The sequence below is a fragment of the Streptomyces sp. NPDC005648 genome, from assembly GCF_040605395.1.
Classification (GTDB): Bacteria; Actinomycetota; Actinomycetes; order Streptomycetales; family Streptomycetaceae; genus Streptomyces.
In genome coordinates this window covers 12,952-37,667 of sequence record NZ_JBEXCS010000026.1, presented here as the reverse complement: position 1 = coordinate 37,667, position 24,716 = coordinate 12,952, and the positions used below count along the sequence as shown (strand labels likewise).

The window sequence follows — 24,716 nt, the reverse complement described above, 5'->3', positions numbered from 1 at the left end:
TTACAGACGTTTCGGAACCGGTACCCGGAGCAGGTCGTGCGCGACCGTCAGCTCGCCCTCGAAGCCCGCTGCCCTCGCCTGCCGCTCGAACTCGTCGGGATCGGTGTAGCGCTGGCTGAAGTGGGTCAGCACCAGATGCCGTACGTTCGCCTCGCGGGCGACCGCCGCCGCCTGGCCCGCGGTGAGATGGCCGTGTTCGACCGCGAGGCCGGTGTCCTCGTCGAGGAAGGTCGACTCGATGACGAGCATGTCGCAGCCCTCCGCGAGCGCGTGGACGCCGTCGCAGAGCCGGGTGTCCATGACGAACGCGAAACGCTGGCCCCGGCGGGTCTCGCTCACCTCGTCCAGGGACACCCCGCCGAGTGAGCCCTCGCGCTGGATGCGGCCGACGTCGGGACCCTTGATGCCGTGCGCGGCGAGGCGGTCGGGGAGCATCCGGCGGCCGTCGGCTTCGACGAGGCGGTAGCCGTAGGACTCGACGGGATGGGAGAGCCTACGGGCCTGGAGGGTGTACGACGGGGTCACCGCCAGGTCGGTGTCGCTGTCGACCGGGGCCTCGGTGAGGGCGACCGTCTCACGGTAGGCCGTCGCTTGGCGCAGCCGGTCGTAGAAGCGCTGCCCGGAGCGGGGGTAGTGCGCGGTGATCTCGTGCGGGACCCGGTCGAGGTTGATCCGCTGGATGACGCCCGCGAGGCCGAGTGAGTGGTCGCCGTGGAAGTGGGTGACGCAGATCCGGTTCAGGTCGTGCGCGGCGACTCCGGCCCGCAGCATCTGGCGCTGGGTGCCCTCGCCGGGGTCGAAGAGGATGCCCTCGCCGTCCCAGCGCAGGAGGTAGCCGTTGTGGTTGCGGTGCCGGGTGGGGACCTGGCTGGCGGTGCCGAGGACGACCAACTCGCGTACGGACATGGGTGCTCGGGTCTAGCCGGGGGGCCACTGGAGGCCGCGGCCCCCGAGGACGTGGGCGTGGGCGTGGAAGACGGTCTGGCCGGCGCCGGCGCCCGTGTTGAAGACGGTGCGGTAGCTCTCGAGCTTCTCCTCGTCGGCGACGGCCTGTGCCTCGGCGAGGACGTCGGCGGCGATCGCCGGTTCGGCGACGGCGAGGGCGGCGGCGGTCTCGTAGTGGACCTTGGGGATGACCAGGACGTGGGTGGGGGCCTGGGGGTTTATGTCCCTGAAGGCGACGGTGGTGTCGGTCTCACGGACGATCGTCGCCGGCACGTGTCCCGCGACGATCTTGCAGAACAGGCAGTCGTCCTGGGGTTCCCCTGGCATGTGCGTCCCTCCGGGTCGGGTGCGTGGGGGCATCGTAGCGTCGCGTTCACGCCGGCAGGCAGGGCGGCGTCCCGGCCGCCCGTTCTCCGGCGCCGCCACGTCCGGGTCCACGGGCTCGTCCGCCCGACAGGCCTTCAGATCACTTGCCCTCGACCGGCCAGCACTTCGGATCGCCCTTGCACCAGATGGTCCTGGTGACGGTCACGGTGACCGTCGGCCCAGGGCCGTTGCCATTGCCGTTGCCGTGGGTGGGGTTGATGATCGGCGAGGGCGTCGCGTTGCAGTTGCCGAGCCCGGTGACATGGAACCAGGTCTTCCCGCCGACCTTCGCGACGAGATCCCCCCGCACACAGGCCCCGTCCACGGCCCGGGTGACCTTGCCGGTGACGGTGATCTCCCGCCCGTCCTTGGTCTGCCCCTGGCAGTCGACGTCGGCGACGGTCGTCTCACTCGCCGAGGGCGCCGAACCGCTCGCCGTGTTCTTGCCGTTGTTCCCGTAGTTGGCCGTGCAGCTCAGCCACTGCACCTGGACCTTCCGCTGTTCCAGCTCCTTGGTCGCGGTCTGGTCGGTCGTGTACGCCACGGACGCCGAACTCAGCCCAGCGGGATCACAGGCCACGACCCCACCGACACCCATGACGGCAAGCCCTGTCACGGCCGCGATGCGCCGCGCTGTCCGCGGCCGACGCCAAATCCGCCTCAAAGCCCCCATGGACGGCAGCCTGCCACCGACCGGGCCCGTGCGGTAGAGCGCATACGGTCACGAAAGCGCCCCCACAGGTCAGCCCCGCAGCAGCAACCACTCCTGCAGTTCGACCAAGTTGCCCTCCGGGTCCTTGAGGTGGGCGACGCGCAGGCGGTCGGTCATGGGGGCGGGGGGCCGCAGGAGCGTGGCGCCCCTGGTGGTGATCTGTTCGCAGTAGGTGTCGAGGTCGTCGACGCGGAGGACCACCAGGGAGCGGTGGCCGGTGGCGGTGTCGCCGAGTTCGCCCAGTACCTCGGCCATCATCGAGCGGTCCTGGAGGGCGATGCCCGCCGAACCGGTGGCCGGGCTGAACTTCTCGTACGGCCCCTCGGTCGCGCCCGACTGGGGCTTGAGGCCGAGGACCTCGGCGTAAAACCGGTAGCAGACGGCGAAATCGCTGACGAGGAGCCGTACTTGGGCGAGTTCCATGGTCTTCCCCCGTGGAGCGGTCAGGACCAGCGGCCGGTGCGGCCGAGGAGCAGGGCGGTCGCCGCGGTGCCGGCCGTCGATGTACGCAGCACGCTACGCCCCAGCCGGTAGGCCTTCGCGCCGGCCTCGGCGAACAGCTCCAACTCCTCCGGCGAGACGCCTCCTTCGGGCCCGACGACCAGCACGATCTCACCGGAGGCGGGGAGTTCGGCGGTCGCCAGCGGCTCGCTGGGGTAGTCGCGGTCCTCGTGGAGTACGGCGGCGAAGTCGGCTTTGGCGAGAAGTGCCGCAACCTGTCTGCTCGTCGCCGCGTCCGCGACCTCGGGGAAGCGCAGCCGGCGGGACTGCTTGCCGGCCTCCCGGGCCGTCGCCCGCCACTTCGACAGCGCCTTCAGTCCCCGCTCGCCCTTCCACTGCGTGATGCAGCGGGCCGCCGCCCAGGGCACGATCGCGTCGACGCCGGTCTCGGTCATCGTCTCGACGGCCAGCTCCCCGCGGTCGCCCTTGGGGAGGGCCTGGACGACGGTGATCCGGGGGGACTCCCCGGGTTCCTCGTGCGGTGACTCCAGGCCCGTGACGACGAGCCGGTCCTTGCCCTCGGCGGCCTTCACGACCCCCTCGATCCACCGTCCGCGCCCGTCCGTCAGAACCACGTCCTCGCCGGGGCGCAGCCGCTTCACCGTGACGGCGTGCCGTCCCTCGGGGCCGTCGAGCACGAACTCCGGTCCTACGCCGTCGAGTCGCTCCACCACGAACACCGGCGCGGTCATCTGTACTCCCCCTCGCTCGACAACGCTGTCCTGGCCCGGTCGATCTCCTCGACGAGCACCTCCACCAGTCGGCCGGCGGGCATCTCCCGGGCCATCCGGTGTCCCTGGCCGGCCCACAGCGCCATGCCCTGCGCGTCCCCGGCCGAGGCGGCCTTCTTGCGCAGCGGCGAGGTGAGGTGGTGGACCTCGGGGTAGGCGGCGGGGGCGTACGGGCCGTGCTCCCGCATGAAGCGGTTGACCAGGCCGCGGGCGGGGCGGCCGGAGAAGGCGCGGGTCAACTCCGTACGGGTGTAAAGGGGGTTGGTGAGGGCCTGCTTGTGGACCGCGCTCGCGCCCGACTCGGGGGTGGTCAGGAAGGCGGTGCCGAGCTGGGCGGCACCGGCGCCGGCCGCGAGGAGGGCGGCGATCTGGCTTCCGCGCATCACCCCGCCGGCGGCGACTATCGGGATGCCCACGCTCTCCCGGACCTGGGCGACGAGGGAGAGCAGCCCGATCCCGGCGCCGTCGTGCTCCGGCACGTCCCGGTGCGTGCCCTGGTGGCCGCCCGCCTCCACGCCCTGTGCGATCACCGCGTCGGCGCCGGCCCGCTCGACGGCGAGGGCCTCCTCGACCGTGGTCGCGGTCACCAGGGTGAGGGTGCCGGCGCGGCGCAGGGAGTCGATGACCTCACGACCGGGCACGCCGAAGTGGAACGACACCACCGGCACCGGGTTGTCGAGGAGCACGGCGAGCTTGGCGTCGTACCCGTCGTCCCTTCCGCTGTCCGGGTCCCCGAGTTCGGTGTCGTACCAGGAGGCCTCACCGGCGAGCTGATGGGCGTACACCTGGACCGCCGACGGGTCGACATGCTCGGGCTGCGGCATGAAGAGGTTCACGCCGAAGGGCTTGGTGGTCAGCCCCCTCAGCTGCTTGATCTCCTGGTACATCCCGTCGGCTGTCTTGTACCCGCCGGCCAGGAACCCCAGCCCGCCGGCCTCGGACACGGCCTGCGCGAGATGCGGCACGGAGACACCGCCCGCCATGGGGGCCTGCACGATCGGGTACGGAAAGAGATCGGTCAGCACGGAGGACATGACCGCATGTTGTCACGTCCTCCGAACACTTCCGAATCGGGTCGCCCTCTTGACCGAGGGCGCCTCTCACCGACCGTTGAACGCATCCTTCAACCGGGAGAACAACCCCTGCTGTCCCGGCTGACCGTGTCCGCCCAGGGGCCGACCCCCGAACCCCCAGCAGCCAGCCCACCTCGCGTCACCGACCGTTGAACGCGTCCTTCAACCGGGAGAACAACCCCTGCTGTCCCGGCTGACCGTGTCTACCCGGGGGCCGACCCCCGGACCCCCAGCAGCCAGCCCAGCTCACGTCACCGACCGTTGAACGCGTCCTTCAACCGGGAGAACAGCCCCTGCTGTCCCGGCTGGAACTGGCCCTGCGGGCGCTCCTCGCCGCGTAGCTTCGACAGTTCTCGCAGGAGTCGTTCCTGTTCGGGGTCGAGCTTGGTCGGGGTCTGGACCTCGACGTGGACGATCAGGTCGCCCCGGCCGCCGCCGCGCAGATGCGTGACGCCCCGGCCGTGCAGCGGGATCGACTGGCCGGACTGGGTGCCGGGCCTGATGTCGACCTCCTCCATGCCGTCCAGGGTCTCCAGCGGCACCTTGGTGCCGAGGGACGCCGCGGTCATCGGGATGGTGACCGTGCAGTGCAGGTCGTCGCCGCGCCGCTGGAAGGTGCTGTGCGGGAGCTCGTGGATCTCGACGTACAGATCACCGGCGGGCCCGCCGCCGGGGCCGACCTCGCCCTCGCCCGCGAGCTGGATCCGGGTGCCGTTGTCGACGCCGGCCGGGATCTTCACGGTCAGGGTGCGGCGGGAGCGGACCCGGCCGTCACCGGCGCACTCCGGGCACGGGGTGGGGACCACGGTCCCGAAGCCCTGGCACTGCGGGCAGGGACGCGAGGTCATGACCTGGCCCAGGAAGGACCGGGTGACCTGCGACACCTCACCGCGACCGCGGCACATGTCACACGTCTGGGCGGAGGTACCCGGCGCCGCGCCCTCACCGTTGCAGGTGGTGCAGACGATCGCCGTGTCGACCTGGATGTCCTTCGTGGTGCCGAAGGCCGCCTCGTCGAGCTCGATCTCCAGCCGGATCATGGCGTCCTGGCCGCGCCGGGTGCGCGAGCGCGGGCCGCGCTGCGACGCCGTACCGAAGAACGCGTCCATGATGTCCGAGAAGTTCCCGAACCCACCGGCCCCGAAGCCGCCCGCGCCTCCGCCGCCCGCCTGCGAGAGGGGGTCGCCGCCGAGGTCGTAGACCTGCTTCTTCTGCGGGTCCGAGAGCACCTCGTAAGCGGCGTTGATCTCCTTGAACCGCTCCTGGGTCTTCGGATCCGGGTTGACGTCCGGGTGCAGCTCGCGCGCGAGCCGCCGGAAGGCCTTCTTGATCTCTTCCTGCGACGCGTCGCGGCGCACGCCGAGAACGGCGTAGTAGTCCGTGGCCACTTACGACTCCGCCAGGATCTGTCCGACGTACCGTGCCACCGCTCGTACCGCTCCCATCGTTCCCGGGTAATCCATGCGGGTCGGTCCGACCACGCCGAGCTTGGCGACTGCCTCGCCGCCCGAACCGTAGCCGACCGACACCACGGAAGTTGAGTTGAGTCCCTCGTAGGCGTTCTCGTGCCCGATGCGCACCGTCATGCCCGAATCCCCCGCCTCGCCAAGCAACTTGAGGAGCACGACCTGCTCCTCCAGCGCCTCCAGGACGGGGCGGATGGTGAGGGGGAAGTCATGTCCGAAGCGGGTCAGATTGGCGGTGCCGCCGATCATCAGCCGCTCCTCGTTCTCCTCGACCAGTGTCTCCAGAAGAGTGGAGAGCACCGTCGAGACCGTACCCCGGTCCTCGGCGTCGAAGCCCTCGGGCAGGTCTTCCACGAGCCGGGGGACGTCCGTGAAGCGCCGTCCCGCGACCTTGCTGTTCAGCCGCGCCCGCAGGTCCGCGAGCGAGGCCTCCCCGAAGGGCGCCGGGCAGTCGACCATGCGCTGCTCGACCCGCCCGGTGTCCGTGATCAGCACGAGCATCACGCGCGCGGGTGCGAGCGAGAGCAGTTCCACGTGCCGGACGGTGGACCGGGTCAGCGAGGGGTACTGCACGACGGCCACCTGCCGGGTGAGCTGCGCGAGCAGCCGCACGGTCCGGGCCACGACGTCGTCGAGGTCGACGGCGCCGTCGAGGAAGTTCTGGATGGCCCGCCGCTCGGGCGCGGTCATCGGCTTGACGCCCGCGAGCTTGTCGACGAACAGCCGGTAGCCCTTGTCGGTCGGGATCCGCCCCGCGCTGGTGTGCGGCTGGGCGATGAAACCCTCGTCCTCCAGGACCGCCATGTCGTTGCGGACCGTGGCCGGGGAGACGCCGAGGTTGTGCCGCTCGGTCAGGGCCTTCGACCCGACCGGCTCCTCGGTGCCGACATAGTCCTGGACGATGGCGCGCAGTACCTGGAGCCGTCGTTCACTCAGCATCGCGCACACCTCCAGAAAGTCGTCCCCTGGGCGCTTTGCCTGGCACTCCTCCCTTTCGAGTGCCAGCGTTCCCCGGCCCAGTGTACGGCTGTGGGGTACACCCGGGGCAAGGTCGGCCCCCGTTGACACGGTCGTACGGCTAGCGTCGCCGTATGACGGTGACTTGGGAAGAGCTCGGGTGGGAGCGGGTGGCGTCCGGTGTCGGGCGGTGCCGGCTGCCCGGCTGGGACTGCACGGCGGGGCTGGTCGTCGGGGGCGGCACCGCGCTGGTGATCGACGCGGGGTCGAGCCTGGCGGAGGGCGCGCGGCTGCGGACGGCGGCGGAGGGACTCGCCGGCCTGCGTGTGACCCATCTCGCGCTCACCCACCCCCATTTCGACCACGTTTTCGGTGCGGCGGCGTTCACGGGCGCGGAGGTGTACGGCCCTGTCGGCATGGGCGCCCTGTTCGCCACCCGGCACGCGCGCGAGGAGCTGCGCGAGGACGCGGTGCGGGAGGGGCTGGACGCGCGGCTCGCCGAGGAGGCGGTGGCCTCCCTGCTCGCGCCCCGCCATCAGGTCTCCGGCGAGTGGACCCTCGACCTGGGCGGCGGCCGGCAGGTCCTGCTGGCGAACGTCGGCCCCGGCCACACCGCCCACGACCTCGCGGTCCTGGTCCCCGGCTCGCCGGAGGTGGTCTTCTGCGGCGACCTGGTCGAGGAGTCGGGCGAACCGCAGGCGGGCCCGGACGCCGTACCCTCGCACTGGCCGGCCGCCCTGGACCGGCTGCTCGACCTGGGCGGCGAGGACGCGGTGTACGTGCCCGGTCACGGAGCGGTGGTGGACGCGGGGTTCGTACGGGCCCAGCGGGACGCCCTGGCGGCGCGTTTCGGCGTGTCGCGCTGATCGCTGCCGCGTCGGGGCCTCGGTTTCTCCTATCGTCATCCGAATGCGCCAGTACTCCGCCGATCTGACCCCTCCCTGGAAGAAGCCGAAGGCCGTCCCCGAGGTGCCGGCGGAGCCCGGTCTGGTGGTCGAGGAGCCCGGCACCGGTTTCTGCGGCGCGGTGATCCGCTGCGAGGCGGGCACGGTGACCCTGGAGGACCGCTTCGGCAAGCACCGGGTGTTCCCCCTGGAGCCGCGGGGCTTCCTGCTGGAGGGCCGGGTGGTGACCCTCGTACGGCCGACGGGCGCCGCTCCGGTACGTCCCTCCCGTACGGCCTCCGGTTCGGTCGCCGTGCCCGGCGCTCGCGCGCGGGTGGCCCGCGCCGGGCGCATCTATGTCGAGGGCCGGCACGACGCCGAACTCGTCGAGAAGGTGTGGGGCGACGACCTGCGCATCGAGGGCGTGGTGGTGGAGTACCTGGAGGGCGTGGACGACCTGCCGTCGATCGTGGCGCAGTTCGCACCGGGCCCGGACGCCCGCCTCGGTGTCCTGGTGGACCATCTCGTGCCCGGCACCAAGGAGTGGCGGATCGCGCAGTCGGTGACGAGCGAGCACGCGCTGGTCGTCGGCCACCCGTACATCGACATCTGGGAGGCCGTGAAGCCGTCGGCCCTCGGGATCGAGGCCTGGCCGCGGGTGCCGCACGGGCAGGACTGGAAGACGGGGGTGTGCCGGGCGCTGGGCTGGCCGTCGGACAACACCGGGGCGGTGTGGCAGGCGATCCTGAAGCGGGTGGGGTCCTACAAGGACCTGGAGCCGGAGCTGCTGGGGCGGGTGGAGGAACTGATCGACTTCGTCACGGGTAGCGGTGGGGCCTGATGTTGGGGAGGGTTCCGAAGTCGCTCGTGGCCAGTTCGATTCCGAGCAGATCCAGCGACACGGGGTCACCGAACTTGGTGATCTGCTGTGTCAGGTAGTTGGCGTCCTCGCCGTCGCCCTCGGGCCTCGTCAGTAGGACGCACTGCGCCATGATCGGGTCGAGAATGAGATACGCAGGCACCTTGCCCGCCGCGTAGATCGACCTCTTGACCACGTAGTCCTGATGGACGCTGGACTTGGAGACCACCTCGACAACCATGGTGACCAGCTGGGACGGCAACAGATGCCCCGAAGCAGGTAGCACGTCCGGCGCCGCCAGGAGCAGATCCGGGATGGGCACACTCTCCTCGCCGACGATGTCAACATCCTGGGTCTGGATGGGATACCAGCGGTCCATGGGAATCTGCCGCAGCGTGTGCATCACGATCAGGTTGTGCACCAGGTCTGGGCTGGCCATCATCACGATTACCCCCCGAAGAAGCTCAGCCTTGACGCCCTCGGGAGGCTCGAATGTGTCGAGGTAATTGGCCAATCCACGCTCGTCCACAGCGGTCATCTCCATGGCCTCCCATCCGCCGCGTCCTTTTGGCGGCAGCCTAGGAGCCAGGTTAGAGACCGAACCGGAGTTCCGGGGCGATTCACCCGCCCGAGTGATCAGTCCACCAGGTCCCTCACCACCGCGTCCGCCAGCAGCCGTCCGCGCAGCGTCAGCACGGCCCGCCCCTCCTCATACGGTGCGACCGCCAGCAGCCCCTCCCCCAGCGCCCGCCGGGAAGCCGCGAGCCCCTCCTGCTTCAGCAGGTCCAGCGGCACCCCTTCCAGCAGCCGCAGCTCCAGCAGGACGCGCTCCACGCGTCGGTCCTCGTCGGACAGCAGCTCACGCCCCGCCCCCGGCGACCGCCCCGCCGCGAGCGCCGCCGCGTACGCCCCCGGGTGCTTGACGTTCCACCAGCGCACCCCGCCCACGTGCGAGTGGGCCCCGGGACCCGCGCCCCACCAGTCGGCGCCCCGCCAGTACAGCTCGTTGTGCAGGCAGCGGGCCGCCGGGGAAGTGGCCCAGTTGGAGACCTCGTAACAGTCGAAGCCCGCCGCCGACAGGACGTCCTCCGCGATCAGGTACCGGTCGGCGTGGACGTCGTCGTCGGTCATCGGGACCTCGCCCCGGCGGATGCGGCGGGCGAGCTGGGTGCCCTCCTCGACGATCAGGGCGTAGGCCGAGACATGGTCGGGGCCGGCGCCGATCGCCGCCTGGAGCGAGGCGCGCCAGTCGTCGTCCGACTCACCGGGGGTGCCGTAGATCAGGTCGAGGTTGACGTGCTCGAAGCCGGCCGCGCGGGCCTCCGCCACGCACGCCTCGGGGCGCCCCGGGGTGTGGGTGCGGTCCAGGACCTTCAGCACGTGCTGCTTCGCGCTCTGCATGCCGAAGGAGATCCGGTTGAAGCCGCCGTCGCGGAGGGCGGCGAGGTAGGCGGGGTCGACGGACTCCGGATTCGCCTCCGTGGTGACCTCGGCGTCGGACGCGAGGCCGAATTCGTCGCGGATCGCCCGCAGCATCCGTACGAGGTCGCCGGCGGCCAGCAGGGTCGGCGTGCCGCCGCCGACGAAGACCGTGCGGACCGGGCGCGGGTCGTCGCCCATGACCTTCCTCGCCAGGCGGATCTCGTCCACCAGGGTGTCCGCGTAGTTGTCCCGGGAGGCCAGCACTCCGCCCGTGCCGCGCAGCTCGGTGGCGGTGTAGGTGTTGAAGTCGCAGTAGCCGCAGCGGGTCGCGCAGTACGGGACATGCAGATAGAAGCCGAGGGGACGGGCGGCGGACCCGGCGAGCGCGGAGGCGGGCAGAGAGCCGTCGGCGGGAACCGGCTCACCGTCGGGAAGTGCGGAAGGCATGCACCCCATTGTCCTGCACGCCCACCGGTACCCATGCCGGGCGGGCGGCACGGTGCGCTGCGAGCGTGCGGGTGCCCTGCGGGCGAGCGTACGGGCGGGCGGGCGGCACCGTGCCGGGCGGGTGTGCGGGTAGTCCCCGTACCCAGCGGGCGTGCGGGTGCCCTGCGGGCGTGTGGGCGGTGCACGTGCGCTGGCCCGCGCCCTCCAGACACGCACGGGCCCGGACACCCGTGGGCGCCTACTCCGCCTGCAGTACCAGCAGTGCCAGGTCGTCCTCCGGGGGGCGGCCGCCGAACTCGTGGACCAGGCGTTTGATGCGTTCCGCGATCAGCTGGGCGCTCAGGCCCGCGCAGTCGGCGAGTGCGGCGGCGAGGCCGTCGCCGTCGTCGAACTGGCGGGAGCCGGAGCGGCGCTCGGTGACGCCGTCGGTGACGCACAGCAGGCTGTCGCCGGGGCTCAGCTCGAAGGTCTCGCTGGTGTAGGTCTCGTCGTCGATGACGCCGAGGAGGGTCTGGGGGCGGGCGGCGGTGCGCACATCGCCGTCGGCACCGAGGAGGAGCGGCAGGGGGTGGCCGGCGGAGGCGAGGGTGCAGCGGACGCCGCCGTCGAAGGGGGTCAGCTCGCCGTAGAGGAGGGAGAGGAAGCGGGTCTGCGGACCGTCGCCGGGGGCGCCCTGCTGGACCAGGGCCCTGGCCGCCGCGTCGGCGGCCTCCGTGGCGTCGTCGAGGAGGAGCCGGTTGAGGCGGTCGAGGACGTCGGCGACGCCGTAGCCCTCCCGGGCCAGCAGCCGCAGCCAGGGGCGGGCCAGGCCGATGACCACGGCGGCCTCGGGGCCCTTGCCCTGGACGTCACCGACGGCGAAGCACCAGCGGCCGTCGCCAGCCGGGAAGACGTCGTAGAAGTCGCCGCTGGGGCCGCCCTGGTCGCAGGGCTCGTAGACGAGGGCGCTGTGCACGCCGGGGATCTCGGCGACGGCGACGGGCAGCAGACCGCGCTGCAGGACCCGGCTGATGGTGGCCTGGCGGGCGTACTGGCGGGCCGCGCCGATGGCGAGGGCCACCCGGCGGCTGAGATCCTCGACCAGGCCGGTGACCTCGTCCGGGAAGCACAGCCGGCCCGCGCGGCCGATGACGAGGGTGCCGAGCGGCCGGCCGCCGGCGATCAGCCGGTACGCCAGTGCCGTGCCGTGGGTGTCGCCGTCCAGCGCCTCACCGGGCCAGGGGTGGGCGACGGGCCCGGACTGGAGGGGGCCGGGCGCCGGACGCGGCGGGTCCTTCTCCAGGGCCCGGCGCAGCTCCTCGATGCGGTTCTCGCTGCCGTGCCAGACGCGGGCCAGGCGCGGGCCCGTGCCGGTGTCGCCCGTCCAGCCGCCGGGATCGGGGGTCTCCCAGCGGCCCATCACCTCGTCCTCCAGCCATACGGCACACCAGTCGGCGAGCCTCGGCACGATCAGCTGTCCGGCGAGCGCGGCGACCAGGTTCTCGTCGAGCTGCCCGGCGAGCAGGTCGGAGGCCTCGGCGAGGAAGGACAGGGCGCCCCGGTCGAGCCAGTCCCGGTCGTGTCCGGCGCGCCGCGGGTCCCGCCGGCCGGGCTCGTTCGAGGACGGGAGCGGATCGGGTGCGAGGATCCCGGCGACGTCCAGTCGCCGCTGAAGGGTGTACGCGTCCAACTCGTCGGTGTCAGCGCCCTGTTCGGCGAGCAGCCGGGCCCACACCGTCTTGGCGCCCCTGCGGAAGCTGACCCCCCAGGACTCGGCGAGCGTGGCGACCAGGCGCAGCCCGCGCCCCGACTCGTGTGTCCCGTACGACGGTTCGGCCTCCGCGTCCCGGGGCGGCCGGGAGGGATGGTGGTCGCGGACCTCGACGACGACGGCGCCGGTCGCCTCCTCCAGCCGGCAGGCCACCTGGACGTCGGTGCCCGCGTGCACGACGGCGTTGGTGACGAGTTCGCTGACGACGAGGACGGCGTCGTCGGCGAGGCGCTCGGTGAGGTGTTCGGCGCCGGGCAGCCCGGCCTCGGTCCAGTCGTCCACGGCGGAGCGCACGAGGGCGCGGGCGGAGCCCGGCGCGACGGCGCTTCCGGGGAGGGTGGCGTGCGCCCGTGCGCCGCCTAAGCCGCCCGTCGCATCCGGGTGCGCGGGCGTGCCGGAGACATGGGCAGCGGTCTCCCGTTGCGTCGGAATGGCCCCCATGTCCAGCTCCCCGAGCAGTTCGGACGAATACGCCTCAGTCGATGCCGACAGAGTGACAGACTGACCACGCCCATAAGCGCCGAGTTACCGAAGTGGGCCGCCATGAGTGAGAACAGTGCTACGCGTGCGCTCGAAGACGGACAAAAACCGGAACAAGTCCGAGCATCGGAGCTGCGCCCGCTGCTCGCCGCGATGACGGCCGCCCGGGACGGCGACTTCACGAAGGTGCCGGAGACCGGTCATGGCATGGTGGCCGAACTGACCGCCGTCTTCAACCAGATCGCCGACCGCAACACGCACTTCAACAGCGAGGTGCAGCGGGTGAAGCGGGAGCTGGTGCGGCACGGGAGGCTGGACGAGCGGCTGTCGGCCAGCCCGGGCCAGGGTGCCTGGACCGCCCGGGTCAACGATGTCAACCAGCTGCTCGACGCCCTGGTGGCCCCGGCGGCGAACGCGACCCGGGTGCTGGACGCCGTGGCCGGCGGCGATCTGACCCAGCGGGTGGATCTGCACGACGGCAACCGCCAGCTGCGGGGTGATCTGCGGCGGCTGGGCCGGGCCGTGAACAAGATGGTCGACCAGCTGTCGCTGTTCACCGGCGAGGTGACCCGGGTGGCCCGCGAGGTGGGCACCGAGGGACGGCTCGGCGGGCGCGCCAAGGTGCAGGGCCTGTCCGGGAGTTGGCGGGACGTGACCGAGGCGGTCAACACCATGGCGTCCCGGCTGACCGCGCAGGTGCGGGACATCGCCCTGGTGACGACGGCGGTGGCGCGCGGCGATCTGACCCGTACGGTCACGGTCGAGGCGACCGGCGAGCTGCTCGAACTGAAGCTCACCGTGAACACGATGGTCGACCAGCTGTCCGCGTTCGCCGACGAGGTGACCCGGGTGGCCCGCGAGGTGGGCACGGAGGGGCAGTTGGGCGGCCGTGCCCAGGTGCGGGGCGTCAGCGGGGTCTGGAAGGACCTGACCGACAACGTCAACTTCATGGCCTCGAACCTGACGTCGCAGGTCCGCAACATCGCCCAGGTCACCACCGCCGTCGCCAACGGCGACCTGAGCCAGAAGATCACCGTGGACGCGCAGGGCGAGATCCTGGAGCTGAAGTCGACCATCAACACGATGGTGGACCAGCTCTCCGCCTTCGCCGACGAGGTCACCCGCGTCGCCCGCGAGGTCGGCACCGAGGGCAACCTCGGCGGTCGGGCCCAGGTGCGGGGCGTGTCGGGCGTCTGGAAGGACCTCACCGACAACGTCAACTTCATGGCGGACAACCTGACTTCACAGGTGCGCAACATCGCGCTGGTGTCCACCGCCGTCGCCCAGGGCGACCTCGGCAAGAAGATCACGGTCGAGGCGAAGGGCGAGATCCTGGAGCTGAAGTCCACCATCAACACGATGGTGGACCAGCTCTCCGCCTTCGCCGACGAGGTCACCCGCGTCGCCCGCGAGGTCGGCACCGAGGGCAACCTCGGCGGTCAGGCGCAGGTGCGGGGCGTGTCCGGCGTCTGGAAGGACCTCACCGACAACGTCAACTTCATGGCGCTGAACCTGACGTCGCAGGTCCGCAACATCGCCCAGGTCACCACGGCCGTCGCCAACGGCGACCTGTCCAAGAAGATCACCGTCGACGCGCGCGGTGAGATCCTGGAGCTGAAGGACACCGTCAACACGATGGTGGAGCAGCTGCGCGCCTTCGCCGACGAGGTGACCCGGGTGGCCCGCGAGGTCGGCACCGACGGCCGGCTCGGCGGACGCGCCCAGGTGCTGGGCGTGAGCGGTGTGTGGCGGGACCTGACCGACAACGTCAACTACATGGCGGACAACCTGACGTCGCAGGTCCGCAACATCGCCCAGGTGACCACCGCCGTCGCCAACGGCGACCTGTCCAAGAAGATCGACGTGGACGCGCGCGGCGAGATCCTGGAGCTGAAGACCGCCATCAACACCATGGTCGACACGCTCTCCTCCTTCTCCTCCGAGGTCACCCGTGTGGCCCGCGAGGTCGGCTCCGAGGGCCAACTCGGCGGCCAGGCAAGGGTGGAGGGCGTCTACGGCACCTGGAAGCGCCTGACGACCAACGTGAACGAACTCGCCTCCAACCTGACCACCCAGGTCCGCGCGATCGCCGAGGTCGCCTCCGCGGTGGCCCAGGGCGACATGTCCCGCTCGATCACGGTGGAGACCCGGGGCGAGGTGGCCGAGCTCAAGGACAACATCAACCTGATGGTGGCCAACCTCCGCGAGACGACCCGCGCCAAGGACTGGCTGGAGTCCAACCTGGCCCGTCTCGCCGCGCTGATGCAGGGCCACCGGGATCTGATGGAGGTCGCCGACCTGATCCTGCGTGAGCTGACACCGCTGGTGAACGCCCAGTACGGGGCGTTCTTCCTGGCCGACCCGGACGAGGACGGCGCCTCCTTGCGCACCACCGTCCCCGCGAAGGGGCTCGCGTTCATCGCCGGTTACGGCTCGGCGCAGGGCGCGACCGTCGACACCGGCGGCATGCCGGTGCACGGTCTGGTCCGGCAGGCGGCCCGCGAGAAGAAGCGGATCCTGGTGGAGGAGGCCCCGCCGGACTACATCAAGATCAACAGCGGGCTCGGCGAGGCCGCCCCGGCCAGCGTGGTCATCATCCCGATCCTCTTCGAGGACAAGCTCCTGGGCGTGATCGAGCTGGCCTCCTTCTCCCGCTTCTCCGACGTCCACCTGGCCTTCTTCGACCAGTTCGTGAACACCATCGGCGTCGCGATCAACACCATCATCGCCAACTCCCGCACCGAGTCCCTGCTCGGCGAGTCCCAGCGCCTGGCCATGCAGCTGCAGGAGCGCTCCGACGAACTCCAGAAGCAGCAGGCCGAGTTGCAGCGCTCGAACGCGGAACTGGAGGAGAAGGCCGCCCTGTTGGCGACCAGCTCCCAGTACAAGTCGGAGTTCCTGGCGAACATGTCGCACGAGCTGCGTACGCCCCTGAACTCGCTGCTGATCCTCGCCCGTCTGCTCTCGGACAACCCGGACGGTCATCTCTCCGACCAGGAGGTCCAGTTCGCGACGACGATCCACCGCTCGGGCTCCGACCTGCTCCAGCTGATCAACGACATCCTCGACCTCTCCAAGATCGAGGCCGGCCGGATGGACGTACGCCCGAAGAAGCTGCCGCTGATCAAGCTTCTCGACTACGTCCACGCCACCTTCCGCCCGCTCACCCTGGACCGGGGGCTCGCCTTCGAGGTGGCCGTCGGCGAGGACGTGCCGCGCGAGATGTACTCGGACGAGCAGCGCCTGCAGCAGATCCTGCGCAACCTGCTCTCCAACGCGATCAAGTTCACCGCGACGGGCCGGGTCGAGCTGCGCGTCACCCGGGTCGTCGACGCGGACCACCGCTATGTCCCGGGCAGCGACCAGATCATCGCCTTCGCCGTCTCCGACACCGGCATCGGCATCGCGGCGGAGAAACTCCCGGTGATCTTCGAGGCGTTCCAGCAGGCGGACGGCACCACCAACCGCAAGTACGGCGGCACGGGCCTCGGGCTGTCGATCAGCCGGGAGATCGCGGGCCTGCTGGGCGGCCGTATCGTCGCCGAGAGCGAGCCGGGGCACGGCTCCACCTTCACGCTGTACGTCCCCGTCGTCAGCCCCGGTCACTCGGCGACCGGCCCGGTCCCCGAGGACCGTACGCTGCCCGCCCCCGACCAGTTCTCGGCCGATCCGTACACGGCCACGCACGACGTGGACGACGCGTGGCCGGCCCCGACCAAGCTGGAGGCGTGGAAGTCGGGCCGGGCGGGTCAGGTCCTGCCCGGACGACGAGTGCTGATCGTCGACGACGACATCCGCAACGTGTTCGCCCTCACCCATGTCCTCGGCCGCGTCGGCATGCCCGTCCTGTACGCGGAGAACGGCCGCGAGGGCATCGAGACCCTGGAGCGCAACCCGGACGTCGAACTCGTCCTGATGGACATCATGATGCCGGAGATGGACGGCTACGAGACCATCGCCGCCATCCGCCGCACCCCGCGCTGGGCGGGCCTGCCGATCGTCGCGCTCACCGCGAAGGCGATGCCCGGCGACCGGGAGAAGTCCATCGCGCGGGGCGCTAACGACTACGTCCCGAAGCCGGTGGACGTCGACCAGCTGCTGACCGTCGTCTGCGCGCTTCTGGACCCGGAGGGGGCGGGCGACGAGGAGCGGGCGGACGTCGAGGAGGCGACGGCCCCGCCGTCGCCCGAGACCGAGTGAGGCACAGCCACCATGAGCGCTGAGGCAACGACCGACGAGCGCGCCTGCATCCTCCTCGTGGACGACATGGAGGACAACCTGATCGCACTGGAGGCCGTCCTGGGGTCCCTCAACGAGCCGCTGGTACGCGCCCGTTCGGGCGAGGAGGCGATGAAGGCACTGCTGCGCCGGCGGTTCGCCCTGGTCCTCCTCGACGTCCGGATGCCGGGCATGGACGGCTTCGAGACGGCCGCGAACATCAAGCGGCTCGACCAGACCAAGGACGTCCCGATCATCTTCCTGACCGGCGCGGAGGACGACTCGGGCTACGCCTTCCGCGGCTACGCGACGGGCGCGGCCGACTACCTGACCAAGCCCTTCGACCCGTGGGTCCTACGGGCCAAGGTCACGGTCTTCCTGGACCTGCACCGCAAGAACCAGCAGCTGGAACGGCTCCACGGAGAACTCAGCCGCCGACTGGCGGAACTGGAGCACCAGTTCACCGGCGAGAGCCCCCCGGACCTGGAACGCCTCCACGGCCAGATCCGGGAACTGCGCCACCTGGTGCCCCCCACCCACCCGATATGACCGGCTACGCCTCGCGCGTCCCCGCGTACATCTCGTCGATCAGGTGCTTGGCAGCATCACCGCGGGGGACGACCCCCGCACCCCCAGCAGGGAACACCGACGCCGCCCTCCCCCACATCACACCACCCACCAAAGCCACACGACCGAAGACCTACGCCTCACGCGTCCCCGCGTACATCTCGTCGATCAGGTGCTAGGCAGCATCACCGCGGGGGACGACCCCCGCACCCCCAGCAAGGAACACCGACGCCACCCTCCCCCACATCACACCACCCACCAAAGCCACACAACCGAAGACCTACGCCTCACGCGTCCCCGCGTACATCTCGTCGATCAGATGCTAGGCAGCATCACCGCGGGGGACGACCCCCGCACCCCCAGCAAGGAACACCGACGCCACCCTCCCCCACATCACACCACCCACCAAAGCCACACAACCGAAGACCTACGCCTCGCGCGTCCCCGCGTACATCTCGTCGATCAGGTGCTTGTACTCCCGCTCCACCACCGGGCGCTTCAGCTTCAGGCTCGGGGTGATCTCGCCGTGCTCGACGTCGAGATCCCGCGGCAGCAGCCGGAACTTCTTGATGGTCTGCCACTTCTGCAGCCCGCCGTTGAGTTCCTTGACGTACCCGTCGACCATGGCGACCGTCTCCGGCGCGGCCACGACCTCCGCGTACGACTTGCCCGAGAGCCCCTGCTCCTTGGCCCACTCCAGGATCGACGGCTCGTCCAGCGCGATCAGCGCCGTGCAGAAGTTCCGGTCGGCGCCGTGCACCAGGATGTTGGACACGTACGGGCACACCGCCTTGAACTGCCCCTCGACCTCGGCGGGGGCGATGTACTTGCCGCCGGACGTCTTGATGAGGTCCTTCTTGCGGTCGGTGATGCGCAGGTAGCCGTCGGGCGAGAGCTCACCGATGTCCCCGGTGTGGAACCACCCGTCGGCCTCCAGCACCTCGGCGGTCTTCTCGGGCAGCCCGTGGTAGCCCTGCATGATGCCGGGGCCGCGCAGCAGGATCTCCCCGTCGTCGGCGATCCTCACCTCCGTGCCGGGCAGCGGCTTGCCGACCGTGCCGGTGCGGTAGGCCTCGCCCGGGTTGACGAAGGAGGCCGCGGAGGACTCGGTGAGCCCGTAGCCCTCCAGGACGTGGATACCGGCGCCGGAGAAGAAGTACCCGATCTCCGGAGAGAGCGCGGCCGACCCGGAGACACACGCCCGCAGCTTCCCGCCGAACGCCTCCCGGATCTTGGCGTACACCAGCGCGTCGGCCGTCTTGTGCTTGGCACCGAGCGCGAACGGCACCGAGGCCGTGCCCGTGCGCCGGAAGTTGTCCTGCGAGACCTTGGCGTACTCGCGGGCGACCCCGGCGGCCCACTGGAAGATCTTGTACTTGGCCCCGCCGCCCGCACGGGCCTTGGCGGCGACCCCGTTGTAGACCTTCTCGAAGATGCGCGGGACGGCCGCCATGTACGTCGGCTGCACGACCGGCAGATTCTCGATGATCTTGTCGACGCGGCCGTCCACGGCGGTGACATGCCCGACCTCGATCTGCCCCGAGGTGAGCACCTTGCCGAAGACATGCGCGAGGGGCAGCCACAGGTACTGCACGTCCTCGGCGCCGATCAGCCCGGTCGAGGCGATCGACTTCGCCATGTACGCCCAGCTGTCGTGCGCGAGCCGGACGCCCTTGGGCCGGCCAGTGGTGCCGGAGGTGTAGATCAGGGTGGCGAGCTGGTCCTTGGTGATCGCGCCGACCCGCTCCCTGATCAGGTCGGGGTCCTTCTCCAGGCGCGCGGCGCCCCGGGCCTCCAGCTCGGCGAGGGTCAGCACCCAGTCGCTCGTCTCGACACCGGCCGAGTCGATCACCACGACATGCGTCAGGGCGGGCAGCTCGGCCCGCTTCTCCACGGCCTTGGCCAGCTGCGCCGCGTCCTCGGCGATCAGCACCCGGCTCTCGGAGTCGGAGAGGATGAACGCCGACTCGTCGGCGTTGGTCTGCGGATAGACCGTGGTGGTGGCGGCGCCCGCGCACAGGATGCCGAGGTCGGCGAGGATCCACTCGACCCGGGTGGAGGAGGCGAGGGCGACCCGCTGCTCGGGCTGGACCCCGAGCTCGATCAGTCCCGCCGCGATCGCGTAGACCCGCTCGGCGGCCTCGGCCCAGCTCAGCGACTTCCAGTCGTCGGGGCCCGTCCCGGACGCGGCGGGCACCGGGTAGCGGTACGCCTCGGCGTCCGGCGTCGCCGCCACGCGCTCCAGGAAGAGGTTCGCCACGCTCGGCGGACGGTTCTCGATCAGTGTCTGTGTGTCGCTCACGACATCCTCCGGGCCCGCGACAATGCGGCTGGCTCAAGTGCGGCTGGCTTCACGCAGTAGCGTTTGTTTAACTCGCGAGTAACTATCGAGCAGAGATCAGAGTAGAGCCCGACCGGCCGGTTCGTAAGGGGCGTCGGCCTGTCACTTCGCACAGAGAGCGACCTTACGCACGCGTAGGGGCCCGTCTCGCTTGCGTACGACGGACCCCGGTTGCGGCGATTTGCCGGGCCACCCTCTGTTACCGGAGGTTACTTCTTGGCCTTGCCCGACCCCGCGCTGTCATCACTGCTCAGTACGGCGATGAAGGCCTCCTGCGGAACCTCCACGGAACCCACCATCTTCATCCGCTTCTTGCCCTCCTTCTGCTTCTCCAGCAGCTTGCGCTTACGGGAGATGTCGCCGCCGTAGCACTTGGCGAGGACGTCCTTGCGGATGGCGCGGATGGTCTCGCGGGCGATCACCCGGGAGCCGATGGCGGCCTGGATCGGCACCTCGAAGGCCTGCCTCGGGATCAGCTCGCGCAGCTTGGCGACCAGCCGCACACCGTAGGCGTAGGCCGCGTCCTTGTGGGTGATCGCCGAGAAGGCGTCGACCTTGTCGCCGTGCAGCAGGATGTCGACCTTGACCAGGCTCGACGACTGCTCGCCGGTGGGCTCGTAGTCCAGGGAGGCGTATCCGCGCGTCTTGGACTTCAGCTGGTCGAAGAAGTCGAAGACGATCTCGGCGAGCGGGAGGGTGTAGCGGATCTCCACCCGGTCCTCGGACAGGTAGTCCATGCCGAGCAGGGTGCCGCGCCGGGTCTGGCACAGCTCCATGATCGAACCGATGAACTCCGAGGGCGCGAGGATCGTGGCGCGTACGACGGGCTCGTACACGTCGTTGATCTTGCCCTCGGGGAACTCGCTGGGGTTGGTGACGATGTGCTCGCCGCCGTCCTCCATCACCACCCGGTAGACCACGTTCGGGGCCGTGGCGATCAGGTCGAGCCCGAACTCGCGCTCCAGCCGCTCGCGGATGACGTCCAGGTGCAGCAGCCCCAGGAAACCGACGCGGAAGCCGAAGCCGAGCGCCGCCGAGGTCTCCGGCTCGTAGACCAGCGCGGCGTCGTTGAGCTGGAGCTTGTCGAGGGCGTCGCGCAGCTCGGGGTAGTCGGACCCGTCCAGCGGATACAGACCGGAGAAGACCATCGGCTTGGGGTCCTTGTATCCCCCGAGCGCCTCGGTCGCGCCCTTCGCCAGGCTGGTGATGGTGTCACCGACCTTGGACTGGCGGACGTCCTTCACACCGGTGATGAGGTAACCCACCTCACCGACACCCAGCCCGTCCGCGCCGAGCATCTCGGGCGAGTTGGTCCCGATCTCCAGCAGCTCGTGGGTGGCGCCGGTGGACATCATCCGGATCCGCTCACGCTTGTTGAGCTGGCCGTCGACGACTCGTACGTAGGTCACGACACCGCGGTAGGAGTCGTAGACCGAGTCGAAGATCATCGCGCGGGCGGGGGCGTCGGCGACCCCGACGGGCGGCGGGATGTCCCGGACGGCCCGGTCGAGCAGCGCGTCCACGCCCACACCGGTCTTGGCGGAGACCCTCAGCACGTCGTCGGGCTCGCAGCCGACGAGGTTGGCGAGCTCCTCGGCGAACTTCTCGGGCTGGGCGGCCGGAAGGTCGATCTTGTTGAGTACGGGGATGATCGTGAGGTCGTTCTCCATCGCCAGGTAGAGGTTGGCGAGAGTCTGGGCCTCGATGCCCTGGGCGGCGTCGACGAGGAGGACGGTCCCCTCGCAGGCGGCGAGCGACCGCGAGACCTCGTAGGTGAAGTCGACGTGCCCCGGGGTGTCGATCATGTTCAGGATGTGCGTGTTGGTCTTGTCGTGGGTGGGAGCCCACGGCAGCCGCACCGCCTGGGACTTGATCGTGATGCCGCGCTCGCGCTCGATGTCCATGCGGTCGAGGTACTGAGCACGCATCTGGCGCTGCTCGACGACGCCGGTCAGCTGGAGCATCCGGTCGGCGAGCGTGGACTTGCCGTGGTCGATGTGCGCGATGATGCAGAAATTGCGGATCAGAGCCGGGTCGGTACGGCTCGGCTCGGGCACATTCTTAGGGGTCGCGGGCACGCAGGGTCCTGTCTCTTGAGGCGCCTTATGCCTCGGGTCGGATCGATACGTAGGCTCCATGGTCCCACGGCGGGCGACCGGGGACCGTTTTGGGCCGTCGGCCCGGCCACTGGTAGCCTGGGTGGCTGTGTCTCATGCCCTCTCAGCGCGAGGCACATCATCTGAGAAACCAAACCTGAAAAGGCTCAATCAGTGGCGAACATCAAGTCCCAGATCAAGCGGAACAAGACCAACGAGAAGGCTCGACTGCGCAACAAGGCCGTCAAGTCCTCCCTGAAGACCGCGATCCGCAAGGCCCGTGAGGCCGCTGCCGCGGGTGACGTGGAGAAGGCCACCGAGTACCAGCGCGCTGCCGCGCGTCAGCTCGACAAGGCCGTCTCGAAGGGCGTCATCCACAAGAACCAGGCCGCCAACAAGAAGTCGGCGCTTGCTTCCAAGGTCGAGACCCTCAAGGGCTGAAGCTTGATTTGACGCCGGAAGGACCCGAGCGGGCCCTCTCTCATCCGCTCCCGACCGGCCCCAAGAGCCTGTTCGCGGCCTGCGTTCGCCACGCGGGAACGGGCTCGACAGCTTTGCACCGAGGCCCCGCCACCCACCCTTCCCCAGGGCGGACAGCGGGGCTTTCGGCGTCGCCGGTGAAGACCGCTAACCCCGGCCCCGGGACCGCGCCGCCCTGGCGATCGTCACCACGGCCTTCTCCAGCGCGTAGTCCGGATCGTCCCCGCCGCCCTTGACGCCCGCGTCCGCCTCGGCCACCGCGCGCAGCGCGACGGAGACGGCGTCCGGTGTCCATCCCCGCATCTGCTGCCGCACCCGGTCGATCTTCCACGGTGGCATCCCCAGCTCCCGCGCGAGATCCGCCGGCCGCCCCCCGCGCGCGGACGACAGCTTCCCGATCGCCCGCACCCCCTGTGCGAGGGCGCTGGTGATCAGCACCGGCGCGACCCCGGTGGACAGCGCCCAGCGCAGGGCCTCCAGCGCCTCGGCCGCCCGCCCCTCCACCGCCCGGTCGGCGACCTCGAAGCTCGACGCCTCGGCCCGACCGGTGTAGTACCGCCCGACGACCGCCTCGTCGATGGTCCCCTCGACATCGGCGACCAGCTGGGAGACGGCCGACGCCAGCTCCCGCAGATCACTCCCGATGGCATCGACCAGCACCTGACAGGCCTCCGGTGTCGCCGACCTCCCGGTCGCGCGGAACTCGCCCCGCACGAACGCCAGCCGGTCCGCCGGCTTGGTCATCTTCGGACAGGCGACCTCCCGGGCCCCCGCCTTCCGCACGGCGTCGAGCAGCTTCTTGCCCTTGACCCCGCCCGCGTGCAGCAGAACGAGAGTGATCTCCTCGGCCGGCGTCTTCAGATAGTCCTGTACGTCCTTGACGGTCTCGGCCGACAGATCCTGCGCGTTGCGCACGACGACGACCTTGCGCTCCGCGAACAACGACGGGCTGGTGAGCTCGGCGAGCGTCCCCGGCTGCAGTTGTTCGGGAGAGAGGTCGCGTACGTCCGTGTCGGCGTCGGCGGCCCTGGCGGCCGCCACGACCGCCTGCACGGCCCGGTCGAGCAGCAGGTCCTCCTGCCCCACGGCGAGGGTCACGGGGGCGAGGAGATCATCGTTCGCAGAGTTCTTGGCCATCGCGTACAGCATGGCACGGGGCACTGACAGCGCCCGCCGCCGTCACCCGTTACGGCTCCTCGCGCCAGCCGTCCCACTCCCCCGCGAACGCGTCCAGCTCCCCGGGGTCCAGCCGCCCGTCCTCGTCGCGCAGCACCACCAGCCACTGCGCGTCCTCCGCGTCGTCCTCACCGGCCAGCACGTCCCTCACCACCTGCGGCTCCTCGGCCGACCCGAACCGCTCCCGCAGCGCCTCGACGACCTCTTCCGCCGCATCCCGATCGGGCAGCACCAGCACATGTCTCACATCGCTCACGGAGCCATTCTCCAGGTCAGCTCCTGGGCACGACCTGCACGTCCAACTCGACCCGGATGCTCGGCCCCACCACCGCGATCCCGCGCGCCAGCATCGTCTGCCAGCTCACGGTGAAGTCGTCCCGGTGCAGCTCCGTGACGGCCCGGCAGGCGGCCCGCGCCTCCCCCTCCATACCGTTGCCCAGCCCCAGGTACTCCGTGTCGAGCGTCACCGTCCGCGTCACCCCGTGGAGCGACAGGGCCCCCGTGATCGCCCACCGGCTGCCGCCCTTGTGCACGAACCGCTCGCTGTAGAACTCCAGCGTCGGAAACCGCCGTACATCCAGGAAGTCCCCCGACCGCAGATGGTCGTCGCGCATCCCGACACCCGTGTCGATGGACGCCGCGTCGATCACCACATGCATCGCCGACTGCTCGATCTGCTCGGCGATCCGTATCACTCCGGCGAAGGAGTTGAACCGGCCGTGGATCCGCGCCAGCCCGATGTGCCGCGCGGTGAACCCGATCGAGGAATGCGTCGGCTCGATCTCCCAGTCACCCGGCGCCGGCAGCTCCGGCGGCTGCGCCACCTGGAGCGTCACATCCCCGAGCGAGGCCAGCGCGTTCTCCCCCACCGTGGCGCTCGCCCGGTACGGGGTGTATCCCTCGGCCGACACCGCCAGCCGGTACTCGCCGGCGGGCACGGTCGTCACGAACGACCCGTAGGGGTCCGTCTCCCCGCCGACCACCTTGCGCCCCATGGTGTCGCTGACCGCGTACTCCGCGTGCTTCACCGGCTCGTTGACCGGATCCAGCACCCGGCAGCTCAGCACCCCGGCACTCGGCGGCGTCCGCAGCGCCGCCAGGGGGCTCGTCCGCTGCACCCGGTTCGTTCCCTTTTCCCGCCAACGCCCGAACATCCACGCCACTCCTGTGCGCCTCGACATCACCCGATCACCGCTGCCGAAGACGCATTCGATCACCGATGCGGCATTCGAGGCAACACGGGTC

21 protein-coding genes are annotated in these 24,716 nt (G+C 70.4%); 5 read left to right on the top strand and 16 right to left on the bottom strand.

All coding sequences use genetic code 11. The annotated features are described in order from the left end of the window. From ABZT17_RS17430 to hrcA, 8 genes are all read right to left on the bottom strand, one after another. Positions 1-906 (bottom strand): ribonuclease Z, encoded by a 906-nt coding sequence (locus tag ABZT17_RS17430; protein WP_356349573.1) that lies wholly within the window; start codon positions 904-906, stop codon positions 1-3. 12 nt (positions 907-918) lie between these two features. After that, complete coding sequence (locus ABZT17_RS17425; protein ID WP_356349570.1) at positions 919-1,272, bottom strand: histidine triad nucleotide-binding protein; 354 nt, start codon at positions 1,270-1,272, stop codon at positions 919-921. Positions 1,273-1,411: 139 nt separating this feature from the next. Further along, complete coding sequence (locus ABZT17_RS17420; protein WP_356349567.1) at positions 1,412-1,984, bottom strand: hypothetical protein; 573 nt, start codon at positions 1,982-1,984, stop codon at positions 1,412-1,414. Between the two features lie 69 nt (positions 1,985-2,053). Further along, complete coding sequence (locus ABZT17_RS17415; protein WP_356349565.1) at positions 2,054-2,446, bottom strand: VOC family protein; 393 nt, start codon at positions 2,444-2,446, stop codon at positions 2,054-2,056. A gap of 20 nt (positions 2,447-2,466) precedes the next feature. Beyond that, positions 2,467-3,216: a 16S rRNA (uracil(1498)-N(3))-methyltransferase gene (locus ABZT17_RS17410; RefSeq protein WP_356349563.1), complete on the bottom strand. Its 750-nt coding sequence runs from the start codon at positions 3,214-3,216 to the stop codon at positions 2,467-2,469. Next, positions 3,213-4,289: a nitronate monooxygenase gene (locus tag ABZT17_RS17405; protein WP_356349561.1), complete on the bottom strand. Its 1,077-nt coding sequence runs from the start codon at positions 4,287-4,289 to the stop codon at positions 3,213-3,215. Before ABZT17_RS17405 ends, ABZT17_RS17410 begins: the two co-directional genes overlap by 4 nt. A gap of 290 nt (positions 4,290-4,579) precedes the next feature. After that, the gene (gene dnaJ, locus ABZT17_RS17400; protein WP_356349558.1) at positions 4,580-5,716 is read right to left on the bottom strand and encodes a molecular chaperone DnaJ; all 1,137 of its coding nucleotides are present in this window, start codon (positions 5,714-5,716) and stop codon (positions 4,580-4,582) included. Continuing rightward, on the bottom strand, positions 5,717-6,733 hold the full coding sequence (gene hrcA / locus ABZT17_RS17395) for a heat-inducible transcriptional repressor HrcA (protein ID WP_356349556.1): 1,017 nt from the start codon (positions 6,731-6,733) through the stop codon (positions 5,717-5,719). It lies immediately after the preceding gene. Between the two features lie 152 nt (positions 6,734-6,885). Here hrcA and ABZT17_RS17390 point away from each other — a divergent pair, with 152 nt between their 5' ends. Continuing rightward, entirely contained in the window at positions 6,886-7,617 is a 732-nt protein-coding gene (locus tag ABZT17_RS17390; RefSeq protein WP_356349553.1) for an MBL fold metallo-hydrolase, read from the top strand. 43 nt (positions 7,618-7,660) lie between these two features. Continuing rightward, the gene (locus ABZT17_RS17385) at positions 7,661-8,476 is read left to right on the top strand and encodes a DUF3097 domain-containing protein (protein WP_356349551.1); all 816 of its coding nucleotides are present in this window, start codon (positions 7,661-7,663) and stop codon (positions 8,474-8,476) included. Here the strand turns inward: ABZT17_RS17385 and ABZT17_RS17380 are convergent. The 3 genes from ABZT17_RS17380 to ABZT17_RS17370 all read right to left on the bottom strand — a co-directional run bounded on the left by ABZT17_RS17380 (position 8,454) and on the right by ABZT17_RS17370 (position 12,554). Then, entirely contained in the window at positions 8,454-9,032 is a 579-nt protein-coding gene (locus ABZT17_RS17380; protein ID WP_356349549.1) for a Uma2 family endonuclease, read from the bottom strand. The two genes, ABZT17_RS17385 and ABZT17_RS17380, sit on opposite strands and share 23 nt — an antisense overlap. Positions 9,033-9,130: 98 nt before the next feature. Continuing rightward, positions 9,131-10,363: a radical SAM family heme chaperone HemW gene (hemW, locus tag ABZT17_RS17375; protein ID WP_356349547.1), complete on the bottom strand. Its 1,233-nt coding sequence runs from the start codon at positions 10,361-10,363 to the stop codon at positions 9,131-9,133. A gap of 238 nt (positions 10,364-10,601) precedes the next feature. Beyond that, positions 10,602-12,554: an ATP-binding SpoIIE family protein phosphatase gene (locus ABZT17_RS17370; RefSeq protein ID WP_356349544.1), complete on the bottom strand. Its 1,953-nt coding sequence runs from the start codon at positions 12,552-12,554 to the stop codon at positions 10,602-10,604. Between the two features lie 102 nt (positions 12,555-12,656). On the opposite strand from ABZT17_RS17370, the gene ABZT17_RS17365 reads away from it, so the two are divergent. Further along, positions 12,657-16,793, top strand: a complete 4,137-nt coding sequence (locus ABZT17_RS17365) for a HAMP domain-containing protein (RefSeq protein ID WP_356349542.1) — start codon at positions 12,657-12,659, stop codon at positions 16,791-16,793. Positions 16,794-16,805: 12 nt separating this feature from the next. Beyond that, a complete protein-coding gene (locus ABZT17_RS17360; protein ID WP_356349540.1) occupies positions 16,806-17,360 on the top strand; it encodes a response regulator in 555 nt (184 codons plus the stop codon). Positions 17,361-17,805: 445 nt separating this feature from the next. On the opposite strand, the gene ABZT17_RS17355 is transcribed toward ABZT17_RS17360, so the two are convergent. Further along, the gene (locus tag ABZT17_RS17355; RefSeq protein ID WP_356349538.1) at positions 17,806-19,680 is read right to left on the bottom strand and encodes an AMP-dependent synthetase/ligase; all 1,875 of its coding nucleotides are present in this window, start codon (positions 19,678-19,680) and stop codon (positions 17,806-17,808) included. 248 nt (positions 19,681-19,928) lie between these two features. After that, positions 19,929-21,797 (bottom strand): translation elongation factor 4, encoded by a 1,869-nt coding sequence (gene lepA / locus ABZT17_RS17350; protein WP_356349535.1) that lies wholly within the window; start codon positions 21,795-21,797, stop codon positions 19,929-19,931. Between the two features lie 192 nt (positions 21,798-21,989). Between lepA and rpsT the strand changes: the two genes are divergently transcribed. Beyond that, entirely contained in the window at positions 21,990-22,256 is a 267-nt protein-coding gene (rpsT, locus tag ABZT17_RS17345; protein WP_356349532.1) for a 30S ribosomal protein S20, read from the top strand. A 186-nt stretch (positions 22,257-22,442) separates the two neighbouring features. On the opposite strand, the gene holA is transcribed toward rpsT, so the two are convergent. The 3 genes from holA to ABZT17_RS17330 are packed head-to-tail and all read right to left on the bottom strand — an operon-like array spanning position 22,443 to position 24,625. Continuing rightward, positions 22,443-23,432 (bottom strand): DNA polymerase III subunit delta, encoded by a 990-nt coding sequence (holA, locus tag ABZT17_RS17340; protein WP_356349529.1) that lies wholly within the window; start codon positions 23,430-23,432, stop codon positions 22,443-22,445. A gap of 49 nt (positions 23,433-23,481) precedes the next feature. Beyond that, positions 23,482-23,727, bottom strand: coding sequence for a hypothetical protein (locus ABZT17_RS17335; RefSeq protein WP_356349527.1), 246 nt, complete (start codon positions 23,725-23,727; stop codon positions 23,482-23,484). A 16-nt stretch (positions 23,728-23,743) separates the two neighbouring features. Next, positions 23,744-24,625, bottom strand: coding sequence for a YceI family protein (locus tag ABZT17_RS17330; RefSeq protein ID WP_356349524.1), 882 nt, complete (start codon positions 24,623-24,625; stop codon positions 23,744-23,746). Between the last annotated feature and the right edge of the window lie 91 nt (positions 24,626-24,716).

Coding starts and splice junctions, on each gene's coding strand:
- ABZT17_RS17425 (WP_356349570.1), bottom strand. CDS start 1,272: ATGCCAGGGGAACCCCAGGACGACTGCCTGTTCTGCAAGATCGTCGCG.
- ABZT17_RS17430 (WP_356349573.1), bottom strand. CDS start 906: ATGTCCGTACGCGAGTTGGTCGTCCTCGGCACCGCCAGCCAGGTCCCC.
- hemW (WP_356349547.1), bottom strand. CDS start 10,363: ATGCCTTCCGCACTTCCCGACGGTGAGCCGGTTCCCGCCGACGGCTCT.
- ABZT17_RS17385 (WP_356349551.1), top strand. CDS start 7,661: ATGCGCCAGTACTCCGCCGATCTGACCCCTCCCTGGAAGAAGCCGAAG.
- ABZT17_RS17390 (WP_356349553.1), top strand. CDS start 6,886: ATGACGGTGACTTGGGAAGAGCTCGGGTGGGAGCGGGTGGCGTCCGGT.
- ABZT17_RS17360 (WP_356349540.1), top strand. CDS start 16,806: ATGAGCGCTGAGGCAACGACCGACGAGCGCGCCTGCATCCTCCTCGTG.
- ABZT17_RS17415 (WP_356349565.1), bottom strand. CDS start 2,446: ATGGAACTCGCCCAAGTACGGCTCCTCGTCAGCGATTTCGCCGTCTGC.
- holA (WP_356349529.1), bottom strand. CDS start 23,432: ATGGCCAAGAACTCTGCGAACGATGATCTCCTCGCCCCCGTGACCCTC.
- ABZT17_RS17420 (WP_356349567.1), bottom strand. CDS start 1,984: ATGGGGGCTTTGAGGCGGATTTGGCGTCGGCCGCGGACAGCGCGGCGC.
- hrcA (WP_356349556.1), bottom strand. CDS start 6,733: ATGCTGAGTGAACGACGGCTCCAGGTACTGCGCGCCATCGTCCAGGAC.
- ABZT17_RS17330 (WP_356349524.1), bottom strand. CDS start 24,625: ATGTTCGGGCGTTGGCGGGAAAAGGGAACGAACCGGGTGCAGCGGACG.
- ABZT17_RS17380 (WP_356349549.1), bottom strand. CDS start 9,032: ATGACCGCTGTGGACGAGCGTGGATTGGCCAATTACCTCGACACATTC.
- ABZT17_RS17365 (WP_356349542.1), top strand. CDS start 12,657: ATGAGTGAGAACAGTGCTACGCGTGCGCTCGAAGACGGACAAAAACCG.
- ABZT17_RS17370 (WP_356349544.1), bottom strand. CDS start 12,554: ATGGGGGCCATTCCGACGCAACGGGAGACCGCTGCCCATGTCTCCGGC.
- ABZT17_RS17410 (WP_356349563.1), bottom strand. CDS start 3,216: ATGACCGCGCCGGTGTTCGTGGTGGAGCGACTCGACGGCGTAGGACCG.
- ABZT17_RS17405 (WP_356349561.1), bottom strand. CDS start 4,289: ATGTCCTCCGTGCTGACCGATCTCTTTCCGTACCCGATCGTGCAGGCC.